11 protein-coding genes are annotated in these 13,488 nt (G+C 50.4%); 7 read left to right on the top strand and 4 right to left on the bottom strand.

All coding sequences use genetic code 11. From position 1 onward, the window contains the following. Positions 1–189: 189 nt before the first annotated feature. The 7 genes from B6A39_RS07540 (at position 190) to pepQ (ending at position 8,368) form a co-directional block, all read left to right on the top strand. Positions 190–1,761: an ABC transporter substrate-binding protein gene (locus tag B6A39_RS07540; protein ID WP_083003371.1), complete on the top strand. Its 1,572-nt coding sequence runs from the start codon at positions 190–192 to the stop codon at positions 1,759–1,761. Positions 1,762–1,912: 151 nt separating this feature from the next. After that, positions 1,913–2,962: an ABC transporter permease gene (locus B6A39_RS07535; RefSeq protein ID WP_009723545.1), complete on the top strand. Its 1,050-nt coding sequence runs from the start codon at positions 1,913–1,915 to the stop codon at positions 2,960–2,962. Continuing rightward, entirely contained in the window at positions 2,959–3,903 is a 945-nt protein-coding gene (locus B6A39_RS07530; RefSeq protein ID WP_083003368.1) for an ABC transporter permease, read from the top strand. The genes B6A39_RS07535 and B6A39_RS07530 overlap by 4 nt, the downstream gene beginning before the upstream one ends. A 7-nt stretch (positions 3,904–3,910) precedes the next feature. Next, entirely contained in the window at positions 3,911–4,927 is a 1,017-nt protein-coding gene (locus B6A39_RS07525) for an ABC transporter ATP-binding protein (protein ID WP_083003365.1), read from the top strand. Continuing rightward, entirely contained in the window at positions 4,924–6,033 is a 1,110-nt protein-coding gene (locus B6A39_RS07520) for an ABC transporter ATP-binding protein (RefSeq protein WP_442906306.1), read from the top strand. Before B6A39_RS07525 ends, B6A39_RS07520 begins: the two co-directional genes overlap by 4 nt. 49 nt (positions 6,034–6,082) lie before the next feature. Further along, positions 6,083–6,994, top strand: a complete 912-nt coding sequence (locus B6A39_RS07515; protein ID WP_083003362.1) for a LysR family transcriptional regulator — start codon at positions 6,083–6,085, stop codon at positions 6,992–6,994. A gap of 84 nt (positions 6,995–7,078) precedes the next feature. Next, positions 7,079–8,368 (top strand): Xaa-Pro dipeptidase, encoded by a 1,290-nt coding sequence (pepQ, locus tag B6A39_RS07510; RefSeq protein WP_083003359.1) that lies wholly within the window; start codon positions 7,079–7,081, stop codon positions 8,366–8,368. Between the two features lie 61 nt (positions 8,369–8,429). Here pepQ and B6A39_RS07505 read toward each other — a convergent pair whose 3' ends face one another. From B6A39_RS07505 to B6A39_RS07490, 4 genes are all read right to left on the bottom strand, one after another. Continuing rightward, positions 8,430–9,038, bottom strand: coding sequence for an OmpW/AlkL family protein (locus B6A39_RS07505; RefSeq protein WP_198036765.1), 609 nt, complete (start codon positions 9,036–9,038; stop codon positions 8,430–8,432). Between the two features lie 519 nt (positions 9,039–9,557). Further along, positions 9,558–10,031 carry a GAF domain-containing protein gene (locus B6A39_RS07500; protein WP_083003353.1) on the bottom strand — a complete coding sequence of 158 codons (474 nt, stop codon included), beginning with the start codon at positions 10,029–10,031 and terminating at the stop codon, positions 9,558–9,560. 292 nt (positions 10,032–10,323) lie between these two features. Further along, positions 10,324–11,388 (bottom strand): 2,3-butanediol dehydrogenase, encoded by a 1,065-nt coding sequence (locus tag B6A39_RS07495; protein ID WP_269747992.1) that lies wholly within the window; start codon positions 11,386–11,388, stop codon positions 10,324–10,326. A 29-nt stretch (positions 11,389–11,417) separates the two neighbouring features. Continuing rightward, positions 11,418–13,232, bottom strand: coding sequence for an NAD(P)/FAD-dependent oxidoreductase (locus tag B6A39_RS07490; RefSeq protein ID WP_083003350.1), 1,815 nt, complete (start codon positions 13,230–13,232; stop codon positions 11,418–11,420). Positions 13,233–13,488: the final 256 nt, after the last annotated feature.

Here is a 13,488-nt window from a genome sequence, read left to right as displayed (position 1 = left end):
TTTCGATTGTATGACGCGCCCCACACTCTCTATGTTTATAGCGAACAGAATATTGTTAGAACAGCTTATAAGCTGACCGTGTCTGTTTTGCTGGTTTTCAAACGCAGCTGGTTTTTAAAAGCACTTAGTTTTTAAACACGCTAGGTTTGGCCAGCAAAGTGAACAATAAACAATACAAAGGGAAACATTATGACGTTTAAGAAAACGCTACTGGCTTCTGTTATTGGTGCTGTGGTTGCAGGCACGACGATGCTGCCCATGACCGCTAGCGCAGAAACCCTGCGCATTGGTTATTCTGCCGACCCTGAAACCCTTGATATCCATGAGCAGTTATCGGGCGGCATGCTGCGCCTTTCACACTTAGCGTTTGATCCGCTGGTACGTTGGACAAAAGATTTTCAGTTTGAGCCACGTCTGGCGACCGAATGGGAACAGGTAGACGAAACGACGACACGGATGACGCTGCGAGAAGGCGTCACGTTCCATTCAGGTAACGAGTTCACCGCCAAAGATGTGGTATGGACCATTGAACGTCTGAAAGAAAGCCCCGATTATCGCGCTATTTTTGAGCCCGTCGCAGGTGCTGAAGCAGTTGACGATTACACTGTCGAAATTACAACCACTGAGCCCTACCCGCTACTGCTAAACCTTGCAACTTATATCTTCCCCATGGATAGCGAGTTCTACACGGGTGAAACCGAAAGCGGCAATGAAAAAGCTGAAATCGTAAAAGCGGGCAACTCATTTGCATCGCGAAATGTCTCCGGCACTGGCCCATTTATTATCACTGAACGCCGTCAAGGTGTCCGCGTTGATTTTGAACGCTTTGAGGATTACTGGGATACCGACAGCGAAGGTAACGTTTCTAAAATTGTCCTGACGCCCATTGCTGAAAATGCCTCACGCGTGGCGGCACTACTGTCAGGCGGCGTTGACTTTATTGATGCAGTACCCCCCAACGACCTGGATCGTGTACGTGAGGCTAACGATGCCAATCTAGTAGAGATTGCAGGTACACGCATCATTGGCTTCCAGCTCAACGAAGAACGCGTTGAAGCCTTCCAAGATGTACGTGTTCGCCAAGCCGTTGACTTAGCAATTAATCAAGAAGGTATTGCCGACCGATTGATGCGCGGTTTCGCCACGCCAGCTGGCCAGTTCTCTCCAGAAGGATACTCTGGCCACAACCCTGACTTAGTGCCTCGTTATGACATTGAAGGTGCCAAAGAGCTAATGGCAGAAGCGGGCTACGAGGAAGGGTTCAGCGTTGACATGATCGCGCCTAATAACCGCTATGTGAACGATGCTCAGATTGCTCAAGCAGTGGCTAACATGCTGGCACAAATTAACATTAATGTTAATTTGCGCACGATGCCGCTTGCTCAGTACTGGCCCGAATACGATACTCGCGAATCTGACATTGCAATGATTGGCTGGCATGCGGACACCGAAGACACCGCTAACTTCTTCCAATATCTCTCTTTCTGCATTGATGAAGAGACCGGCGTTGGTCAATACAACTACGGCAGCTATTGCAACGAAGAAATTGATGCGCTTGTTACTGCGGCAGATAGCGAAACTGATTTAGAAAAACGCAATGAAATGCTGCGTGAAGCGGAAGCCATGCTCTATGAAGACGTAGGCTACATCATGTTGCATTGGCAAAACCTCGCCTATGGCGCTGCTGACGGCATAGATATCGAACCAATCGTTAACGCCATTGACTTCCCCTATCTAGGTGATCTGGTAATTAATCGCTAATTTCCACGCTTATTTTTACACGTGCAAGGATGCTTCGTTCCCCATAACCCTGGGGGACGAAGCATTTTATGTGGTTAATAGTCTCATCGTAGGCTTCGCCCTAACTTGCCATTAATTCTCTATTAAACCTATGACATAGGTGGCGTACGCCATGATTGCTTTTCTAATCAAGCGCCTGATGCACGCGATATTGGTGATGTTTGTCATCAGTGTACTGGCCTTCGCCATCCAGGATAACCTGGGTGACCCTGTACAACAGATGGTCGGACAGTCGGTCCCCGAAAGTGAACGTGAAGCTATTCGCGAGCGCTTAGGCTTAAATGATTCGTTTTTAGTTCAGTATGTACGCTTTGCTAAAAATGCGGTGCAAGGCGATTTTGGGTACTCCTATTTCTACCGCGAACCTGCGCTGGAAGTAATTGCTAGGCACTTACCCGCAACCCTCGAACTGGTTTTTGCGGCTACGCTCATTATTGTACTTTTTTCAGTGCCAATCGGCGTTTATAGCGCGATAAAACCACGCTCTCCTATATCACGTTTTTTTATGGGCGCCTCAATTATTGGCATTTCAATACCGGTGTTTTTGACCGCCATTTTATTGATTCAGATTTTCTCGATTGGGATCACGATCACCCTGTTTCCTGAAAGTACCAGCTGGGGAGCTTGGTTAAATAGCCTGCTGTCGACAGAAGGTAATATGCCATCGTTTGGCCGTGGCTATGACTTAGTGCATGTGGTAGGCCACTGGGACACCAACTTAGCCACGTGGAATGGCTTACAGCATTTGGTACTACCCGCTATTTCACTCGCCTCCATTATGTTGCCGCTGTTTATCCGCCTGATTCGCGCAGAAATGATGGAAGTGCTGCAATCAGAGTATGTGAAGTACGCCAGAGCGAAAGGCATTTCAATGCGACGTGTTTACTTTGTTCACGCGCTTAAAAATACCATGCTGCCGGTGATTACCGTTGGCGGCGTACAGATCGGTACCATGGTGGCTTACACCATTTTGACCGAAACCGTTTTCCAATGGCCGGGCATGGGACTGATGTTCCTTGATGCTATTAACCGAGCCGATATACCGCTAATTGTTACTTACTTGATGATTGTCGGCGTCATTTTCGTGGTGACGAACACCATTGTGGATTTGATCTACGGCTTCGTGAACCCCACCGTAAAACTGACAGGTAAGCCCGCATGACAACGCCCACAACAACGACTGCACCTAGCCGCTGGGAACGCTTGCGCGACTCCTACTTATGGTACAGCTTTAAGCGCGACCGCACGGCTCAACTGTGCCTTGCGATGTTTATTTGCCTAGTTATTGCAGCCTTTTCAGCGCCATTGCTAGCCCCAACTGATCCTTATGACCTACGTTATATCGACATTATGTCGTCAGAGCTGCCCCCCTTTTGGATTGATGGTGCCGATGAGCGTTACAGCCTAGGCACCGATGCCCAGGGGCGCGACTTATGGTCGATTATTCTCTACGGCACCCGCGTATCGCTACTGATTGGTTTTGGCGCTGTCATACTTCAAGCACTGCTCGGCGTAACGTTTGGCTTAATGGCAGGCTACCTAGGCGGCCGCATCGATGCTTTTTTGATGCGCTTAGCTGATATCCAGCTTTCATTTTCCACCCTGATGGTCGCTATCGTGGTGGGCGCGCTAGTGAAAGCTACCATGGGTAGTGCGTTTTACAGCCAATATGCCGTGCTCATGCTTATTTTGATTATCGGGTTAGCCGAATGGCCTCAGTATGCACGCACGGTACGCGCCTCTGTGCTGGCTGAGAAAAATAAAGAGTACGTTGATGCTGCACGCGTTATGGGCCTGCGTAGCAAACGTATAATGTTCCGCCATGTGCTGCCTAATACCATGTCGCCGATTTTTGTTATCTCAACGGTGCAAATTGCTAACGCGATTATTTCAGAGGCAGCCCTATCGTTTTTAGGCTTGGGAATGCCCGAAACCCACCCATCGCTTGGGTCGCTGATCAAATCGGGATTTGACTATATCCAATCGGGGTCTTGGTGGATCACTCTGATTCCTGGTGCGGTACTAGTTGTGCTGGTGCTGTCTATCAATCTATTGGGTGATTGGCTGCGCGATGTCATGAACCCACGACTCTATAAAGGCTGAGGACACCATGGCACTACTTGAAGTCTCACAACTCGACGTACGTTTTGCCCTTCGCCAAGGTGAAGTGCGCGCTCTTCGCGATGTCAATTTCACCCTGGAGCGCGGCGAGCGCTTAGGTATCGTGGGCGAGTCGGGCGCGGGTAAATCCGTGGCCGCCTTCTCGCTGCTTAACCTAATCGCCAAACCCGGCTTTATAGCGGGTGGCAGCATTAAATTTGAGGGTCAGACGCTTAACACCATGTCCGAGCGCGGTCTGCGAAAAATACGCGGCAACCGCATCTCGATGATCTTCCAAGACCCGATGATGACGCTAAACCCTGTGCTCTCGATTGGTGAACAGATGGTCGAGTGCTTAAAAGCCCATCGACGTATCTCCACCAAAGAAGCACGCGCCATTTCTTTTGATAAATTGCGTCAAGTTCAGATTCCGTCACCAGAAACACGCTTAGATCAATATCCCCACGAGCTTTCTGGTGGTATGCGTCAGCGTATAATTATCGCCATCGCCCTCCTGCTCGACCCCGATATTATTATTGCCGATGAACCGACCACCGCCCTGGACGTGACCATCCAAGCGGAAATCATGGCGCTGTTGCTTGAGCTATGCGAACAGCACAACGTCGGCCTGATTCTCATCACCCACGACCTGGGTGTCGTGAGTCAGGTCACCCAGCGCATGTTGGTCATGTATGCCGGTCGCGTTATTGAGCAAGGCCTAACACGGGAAATCATCAATGATCCACAGCACCCCTATACTCAAGGCCTGATCAACGCGTTACCGCAAATGGCCACCCCAGGTGAAAAGCTCAACCAGATCCGCGGCAGCATGCCGTCTCTCTCGAACTTACCTAGCGGCTGCGCGTTTCATCCTCGCTGCGACTTCATCAATAGAGCCGATGGTCAACCCCGGCCTGCCTGTACCCAGCAAGTGCCTGAATTTGTCGAATCCGGCAATTGCCGTGTCGCCTGCCATATGGTGGCTGAAATGCTTGAAGATCGTCGCCTGAAGGAGGAAACACAATGAGTGCTCAGGTAGAAACCCGAAGTACGTCGCCGAATCAAGCTATGTCTACTCAAACCAAGTCGTCTACTCAAACGACGCCCACTCAAAATGAAGAGAGCAGCGAATCACTACTACAAATTCGTGGCCTTAAGAAGCGCTTTTCATTATCAGGGGATTTTTTGGACCAGCTGCGCTTTAAAGGCGGCAAGTTGGTACGTCACCAAGAGCATGTCCACGCGATTAATGGCGTCAACCTTGATATCAAACGGGGGGAAGCGCTGTGTGTAGTTGGTGAATCTGGCTGTGGTAAGTCCACAGTTGCTAGAACTGTTATGGGCTTACTCACCCCCACAGAGGGTGAGATTCGCTATGACGGACAGCGTATCGATAACTTAAGCTCGCGCCAACTATTACCTTATCGCAAGCGTATGCAGATGATATTTCAGAATCCTTACGCCTCGCTTAATCCACGGATGACGATTCAGCAAACGCTGGAAGAACCATTACGTTTGCACCACCCAGACTGGAGCCGTGAGAAAATACTCGATAAAGTTCAGGACGTTATGAGTTCAGTGGGGATAGACCCCGACTGGGGCAAGCGTTTTGGGCATGAGTTTTCCGGCGGCCAGCGCCAGCGTATCGCCATAGCACGCGCCCTAGCCGTCGATCCTGAGTTTATTGTTGCCGACGAGCCCATTTCGGCACTGGATGTATCCATTCAGGCGCAAGTACTCAACCTACTAATGGAGGCGCAACAAGCACGTAACCTGACCTATCTATTTATCACCCACGATTTGGCAGTTGTTGAGCACTTTGGTACCCGCGTAGCAGTGATGTATTTAGGCACGGTTTGTGAAGTGGCCACAACGGCAACGCTATTTGCTAAACCGCGCCATCCCTATACCCAGGCGCTACTATCCGCCATTCCTCGCTTAAAAGATGATCGCCCCCAGCATATTCGTCTTACTGGCGAAGTGCCTACACCGGTCAACTTACCGAGCGGCTGCGTATTCCATGGCCGTTGCCCCTATGCCAACGCCCGCTGCCATCAGGAAATCCCTGCTCTGCAAACGCAGGATGACGGCACTCGCGTTGCGTGCCACGCTGTTGAAGAAGGCCGCCTATGACGCCAGTTTCAACAACAGCATTACGTTTGGCAGCACTGCGAGGTAAGACATGGAAATTCGCTGGCTAGAAGACTTTATTGCCCTGGCCAGAACACGACACTTCTCTCGCGCAGCGGATGAGCAGCACGTCACACAGCCCACCTTTTCCAGGCGCATTAAGTTGCTAGAGGAAGAGATGGGCGTGACGCTGATCAACCGGCAGACATTGCCGCTTTCGCTAACCCCCGCGGGAGAGGAGTTCCTGACGCTTTGCGAACAGGTAACCGATCGCGTGCGTTTAACACGTGACCGTGTGCGAGAAATCAGCGCCGGACAGCAGCGCCGTATCATGGTGGCTGCTCCGCAGAGCTTACTCCCGCAGTTTTTGCCAGAATGGCTTGCCTCTACGGGTTGGCAAGAGCGTATACAGCCGTACTTACGAGCGACTGGCTGGGTGGCGAGCGACTATTTTCAAGCACTTGGCCGTGCAGAATGCGATCTTGCTATTTGCTATTGGCCAATCGGGCGTTGCGATCTAGACATTGATACCAGTGCTTGCACGTATCGAGTCATTGGCCACGAGCGTTTGATTCCTGTTACAGGCTTAGATGCTAATGGCGCACCTTGTGCGTTGCTGCCCGGCTCACGGCAGCAACCCGCGCCTTGGCTGGCCTATCCAAAGCGGGGCCTATTGGGCTCAGCGGTAAAGGCGCATCTCGCTCGCCTACCGCAGAGCACCTACCTCATGGCGCAAAGTGAAAATCTCTATGCGGCGGGTATTAAAGAGCTGGTGCTTCTCGGCTATGGCATGAGCTGGCTACCTGAACGCAACATAGCCGCTGAGCTCTCCAACGGCACATTAATCAGAGCAGGCGATAGCCGTTGGGATGTCCCGATGGAACTGCGACTATATCGGCATCAAAACCAGCATCACGCAGAGCTGGATAGCCTATGGAGTGAGCTCGCTCCGCTGCGCAATTAAGCCAACAGTTAAGGTTATTACCCAACGTGTTACCGTCATCAGAGTTTATGACCGAGCCGTCATTGAAAAAAGGACACTACTTGAATGTCAGCTTCTTTGTTTAACCTGCAGCGCGAACACCTAGCGCATTTACAGCAAGCGTATTCAGACCTGTTAGACAGTCACCGTCTCGATAGCTTGGCTATCTATAGCGGCCACACAGCCCCACACTTTGGCGACGACCAAACGCCAACCTTCCAGACTTACGGCCATTTTATGCACTGGGTAGGCATAGCCGATATCCAGCACAGTTGGCTGGTGATTCAACCAGGCAAGCGCCCACAGCTGTACTTGTATGCGCCAGCGGATTTCTGGCATTTGCCTACTCGCCTGCCTGAAGAGCCATGGGTGACTGAGTTTGATATTCATCTATGTAGTGAAAAAACTACGCCAACGTTAGCCGGTCGCGCTGCCGTGATCGGCGATATTGAGGCCACCACGCGACAAGCATTAGACGCGCAGTATCAGCCCGAACCGCTGATTAAGGCGCTAGATGAACTTCGCATGTTTAAGACGGCTTATGAAATAGCCTGTTTGAGCGAAGCTAACCGACTTGCTATAGCAGGGCATCAAGCCGCGCAGGCTGCTTTTATTGGCATATCGGCAGAGTTAGATATTCAACTGGCCTACCTAGCTGCCAGCAGACAGCGTGAATCCGATGTCCCCTATCAGAACATCATAGGACTGAATGATCATGCGGGCGTATTACATTACCAACACTATGATCTAAAAAGTCCCACGCAACGACATAGCCTACTGGTGGACGCTGGTCGCCGTTTTCGCGGTTACTGCGCTGATATTACACGCACTTATGCAGGCCCTGACGCGCCAGCCCTCTATCGCGATTTAATTGACGGTATCCACCAGTTAAAAGACACGCTTGTCCGAAGCGTTGCTCCAGGCGTGGAGTTCATGGCGCTACATGAGCAAATGCATCGTTTGTTGGCAGATATTCTGATTGCCAATGATCTTTTTCAGGGTAGTGCAGAACAGGCAGTTGATGAGGGGATTACGCGGGCCTTTTGCCCACACGGATTAGGGCATTCGTTGGGGCTACAGGTTCATGATGTGGCAGGGCTTCGTCATCCAGACGGAACGCCCTCACCTGCTCCTGAACAACACCCAGCGCTACGTTTAACCCGTACACTGCGCCCAGGCATGGTAGTAACCATAGAGCCTGGATTCTACTATATCCCTATGTTGCTGAAACCATTGCGCGACGAGGCACTGCCGATTAACTGGAGAGCCGTTGATTCGTTAGCCAACTGTGGCGGCATCCGTATTGAAGATAACGTTGTCGTCACAGAGAGTGGCTTCAAAAACTTGACCCCCTGATAAGCAAAACGCCCGGCCCGAGGATTAATTCCCCGGGCCGGGCGACTATCAGATCGAACCGTTAGAAGCGGTAAGTAACGCCACCACCGATAGTGACTGGTTCCATGTTTACTTCACCGACCTTGTTACCACTTGCATTAATGTCGGCATTCACGTCTGCGTAGCTAACGTAACCATTCAGCATGACGTTATCGGTAACCGCTAAATCAACCCCCGCCTGACCTATCGCGCCATAGCTTTCATCCACGCTTAGGCCAGTGGGCTCGCCTGAGAAGCGAGTGTAGTTCAAGCCAACGCCGACATAGGGCTGAACTTTAGAGTCCAAACCGCCCATCGGATAGTAGTTAACCATCAGATTAATTGGCAAACGATCTACGCTGCCTGCGCTGCCACCAGGACTGGTGTTGAGGTCGTGTTCAAACTTCTCGGAGCTGTTCAGTTCAGCGCCAAGCTTATCGGTGAACAGGTAACCCGCGCCAAACGTAAATCCTCGCGCGCTTTGTACGTTTAGATCTGCCGCGCCAACATTGCCATTTCCAGAACCCGTATCCGTTTGGGCGACACCACCACGTACGAAAACGTCACCTGCTTCGTAAGCGAGTGCTGCTTGGCTGGCGACCAATGCGCTAGCGGAAAGAACAGCAGCAGATACTAATTTTAATTTACTCATCAGGGTCATCCTCTTACATCTTACTTGGGATTGGTGCCGGTAACTCCAGCTACCTATACAATATATACCAATCGAACAGCGTTTCCAAACTTGTTGTGTTATTTTAATATAAGTTTTACATATCAAGCATAGTCGGCCAACAGCATCGGTTATAAACGTCAGGTACAAATGACAGGCATAAAAAAAGTCCCCCGAAGGGGACCAGGTGGAGCACGCCAGCTCACTCAGCGTATCGCTAACCAATCGTCGTTGGGGCGATATAGCAAAGAAGGGAGAGACACCTATTTAACGCCTGGGACTCTGTTCATTTGCTTCTTACTTTATATATAGCGAACTGCGTGCCACTTAAAATTTTAATTTTTAAAAACAACACCTTATAAAAAATAAAGACTGAATACTTATTGAAAGGCGTTGTTGCCAGTGCCAAAGCGCACCATCTATGAGCATGAAAGGCTGGCTTTGCCTCATAACGAATCGCCCTATTGGAAATTCCGTTTAACGTTGAGCAGAGAAGTGCTTCTAGCGTGATCGGTTGATCTCATCTTCAGCACATGCTGCTAAATCTTTTAACACCTGACGCTGCTGCTCATTTAAACGCCGTGGCACGGAGTCAATAATACAAAGCGTACCTACTCTGAAGCCATCCACCGTTGTCATTGGCATGCCTGCGTAGAAGCGAATGCCTCTATGTGCTGTTACCAAAACAAAGTCTTTAAAACGGTCGTCCAGCCTGGCATCTTCAATCTCAAAAATTCCTTCTTGCTGAATTGCATGGGCACACAATGACTCTTGCCGACACGTTTGGGTAAGCGCCATTCCTTGTCGGGATTTAAACCATTGACGATTTTCATCGACTAACGTTATTAGCGCAGTCTCTACGCCAAAAAATTGGATGGCTCGCCGAACAATCCTATCGAAACGCTCTTCAGGAGGGGTATCCAAAAGCGCCAGTTGGCGCAACGATCGTAGCCTTTCTTGCTCACCCTTTACCATGGCTACACCCCTCTTATTCGGTATTGGTTAGCGTCATTCATGCAGCAATACTGCTTAGATCGTTTTGATTAGTAAAATGTATGCATTAATTCAGCGTTTGTCGCTGATCCGACTAATTTTCAATATTTATATTCTGCTAATTAAAATTATTATGTATTTAAAATCAAATAGTTAAATTAATATTTTTTTTGAAATAAAATTAAATCGTGCGTTGTCGCGCTGAGAGTTAATTTAAATCTACCATTAAAAAAGGCCATCATAGGATGGCCTAGGGTCGTCGCTCTGTGCAGTGCTAGGGCGTAACGATTATTTTCACCTGCGCTTTATCACTCAACAGCGCCTCGAAACCCTCTTCAACAATATCTGCTAATGGAATGCGCTGAGTCACCATATCTTCCGCTCGGAAGTAGCCACGCTGCATTAGCGCCATCACCGCCGGATAAACATGACGATAGGCAATAATACCTTTCATGGTGCGCTCTTTAATGACCAGGTCGTTGGGATGAAAACTGGCCTCCCCTTCCCAAATACTCACCACGATCACTTCTCCGCCTTCGTGAGTACTATGCAAAGACTGATTCAGTACGGCCGGAATCCCGGTCACCTCGAACGCCACGTCAACGCCACCGTTGCTCAACATTTGTAGCTTAGCCACTGCATCTTCTTGCTGTGGGTCCACTACAATAGCGCCAAGCGTTTCGGCCTTGGCTTTACGTGAAGGTGCTACTTCCACGGCGTAAATTTGAGCGGCGCCTGCTGCTTTTAGTGCTTCGATAGTCATTAACCCAATTGGGCCAGCGCCAAATACTGCTGCGCTATCCCCCGCTTTCAAACTACTTTGACGAACTGCATGCAAAGCAACCGCCGCTGGCTCTACCAATGCCCCTTGCTCGAAGCTGAGATCATCCGGCAGCTTATGCACCATGTGCTCCCCCATCACAGTGAACTCCGAGAAGCCACCGCCGCCGCCAGAAAGGCCATGGAAACCCAATAGCGGCGTGAGGTTGTAGCGCTCCATTTGGTAAGCGCCGTTCTGATTAGGTGAAAGAATCGGCTCTATGGCAACGCGGTCCCCCACTTTTACCCGTGTTACTTTGTCGCCTACCTCAACCACTTCACCAGCAAATTCGTGCCCCATGATAATCGGTGCTTGCTCGCCGCTAATTGGATGCGGCTTACCGACCGGAATAAAAATCGGCCCAGCGGCGTATTCGTGCAAATCGCTACCACAAATACCACACGCAGCTACTTTGACCTTTACCTCATGAGGGTCGTTAATCGTCGGTATTGGCATTTGCTCAACACGAAGGTCTTTCGCTGCATACCAAACCGCTGCCTGCATCGTTGACTGGCTCATTAGCTACCCCTTAGTTATGCAATTATGTCTTATGCTCTGTGATGAACTGGCTGCAGACCATAGACAGGGGTGTCTAGCCCTTCCATGCGTGCTTTTAACTGCAGCGCCAAATAACGTGAATAGTGCCGCGACTGGTGTAGGTTGCCGCCATGGAACCACAGTGCCTCTTGCTGAGTGGGCTTCCACATATTGCGCAGCTCACCCTCCCATGGGCCGGGGTCTTTGGTGGTGTCGGAACCTAATCCCCAACACTTGCCCACTTTATCGGCCACTTCTTGAGAAATAAGCCGTGCCGCCCAGCCATTCATCGAGCCATAGCCGGTGGCATAGATGATCAAGTCAGCATCAAGCTCGCTGCCATCAGTCAGCGTGATGGAGTGCGGATTAATGTGCTCAATACCTACGCCACTGCGCAGTTTGATATCGCCACTGGCCACCAAGTCGCATGCACCTACATCGATGTAATAACCCGAACCGCGGCGCAAATACTTCAAAAACAGACCCGATTCATCGTCACCGAAATCGAGCATAAAACCCGCTTTCTCAAGCTTTTGGTAAAACTCAGCATCGCGCTTTTTAATCGCCTCAAAGGCGGGGCGCTGGAAATCCGGCAGCACCTTATAAGGGATCGAGGCAAACACTAGATCGGCTTTTTCATGGGTTAACCCATTCGCCACAGCCTCTTCCGAATAAAGCGGCCCTAACACCTCTTCCATCAGTGAGTCTGACTTCACAATATGGGTAGATGAACGCTGCAGCATGGTGACATCGGCATCGTGCTCCCATAGCGCAGCGGCAATATCATGGGCCGAGTTATTAGAGCCAACGATGACACACTTCTTACCTTTATAGGCGTCCGGCCCAGGGTGCTGGCTAGAGTGCTGCTGCTCACCTTCAAAGTTTTCTGCCCCTGGGAATTTAGGCACATTCGGCATCCCAGACATACCGGTAGCCATTACCAACTGCTTGGGCCGTAGCGTGATCTCTTCGCCGTTGCGCTTAACCTTAACCACCCACTCACCTGCGACCTCGTCGTAGCTAGCATTCTGACACTCGGTTGAACTCCAATAATTGAGCTCCATCACTTTTGTGTACATTTCCAACCAGTCACCCACTTTGTCTTTCGGGGCGAATACAGGCCAGTTATCTGGGAAGGGGATATAAGGAAGGTGGTCGTACCAGACTGGATCGTGCAAGCAGAGCGACTTATAGCGGTTACGCCAGGAATCTCCCGCGCGCTCGTTTCGCTCAATGATGATCGTTGGCACGCCCAGTTGCCTTAGCCGTGCGCCTAAACCAATACCACCCTGGCCACCGCCAATAATCACGCAGTAAGGCTGCCGGGTGTAGCCCAGCTCCGCTTCTTCACGCTCCCGTGACTCCAACCACGTTTCACGCTGCTTATTGGCACCGTGCTCAGCCCCTTTGGGACGATGGTGATTGCACTGCTCAGGGTAGTCGTTCAGTGCTTGCATGGTGGTTAGCAACGTCCAGCACTTGCCTTCTTTTAGGCGCAAATAGCCTTTTCCACGGGCAACCGCTGTATTGAAAGTAAACCACGCATCGTAGATATCGCCGTTTTCAGTGGCCTCGCCGTCTAACTGCCAGTCCGTAGGCTGTGCGTTATCGAGCGTGGCATTAAGCATGGCCTGAATTTCATCTTTGCCTTCGCAGGTTTTTAAATTCCAGGTAAACGTAAGAAAGTCACGCCAGTAGCACTCGTCTCCAAACAGTGACAGCACGCGCTCAATATCCTGGGCCTGAAGAGCAGTATCGAAATCGTGCAGCCACGCTTGAACAGTATCCGTGGGGGTTTGCTGGACTTGTGCCGTTATCTTTGACATAGCGGGTACTCCATGTGCATTTGTTATTGTTGAGTTAACTGTGATGCACCCAATACATAGCAGCCGCCGTGCCAAACCAACCATATAAAAAATAAGCAGCTGAAAAATATATAATTTATCCACATACAGACAAATAGATAAAACAGCGAAAGTGCCGTACACCTGTCACGCTGTTTACAGCTAAACGTTACAGGTGTAACGCACGACTAACGGCGTAAGCAGCCCACGTTGACTCTGGGGGGAAAGCGCATAGGCT

The sequence above is a fragment of the Halomonas sp. GT genome, from assembly GCF_002082565.1.
Classification (GTDB): domain Bacteria; phylum Pseudomonadota; class Gammaproteobacteria; order Pseudomonadales; family Halomonadaceae; genus Vreelandella.
This window is presented reverse-complemented; position numbering and strand designations above follow the sequence as displayed.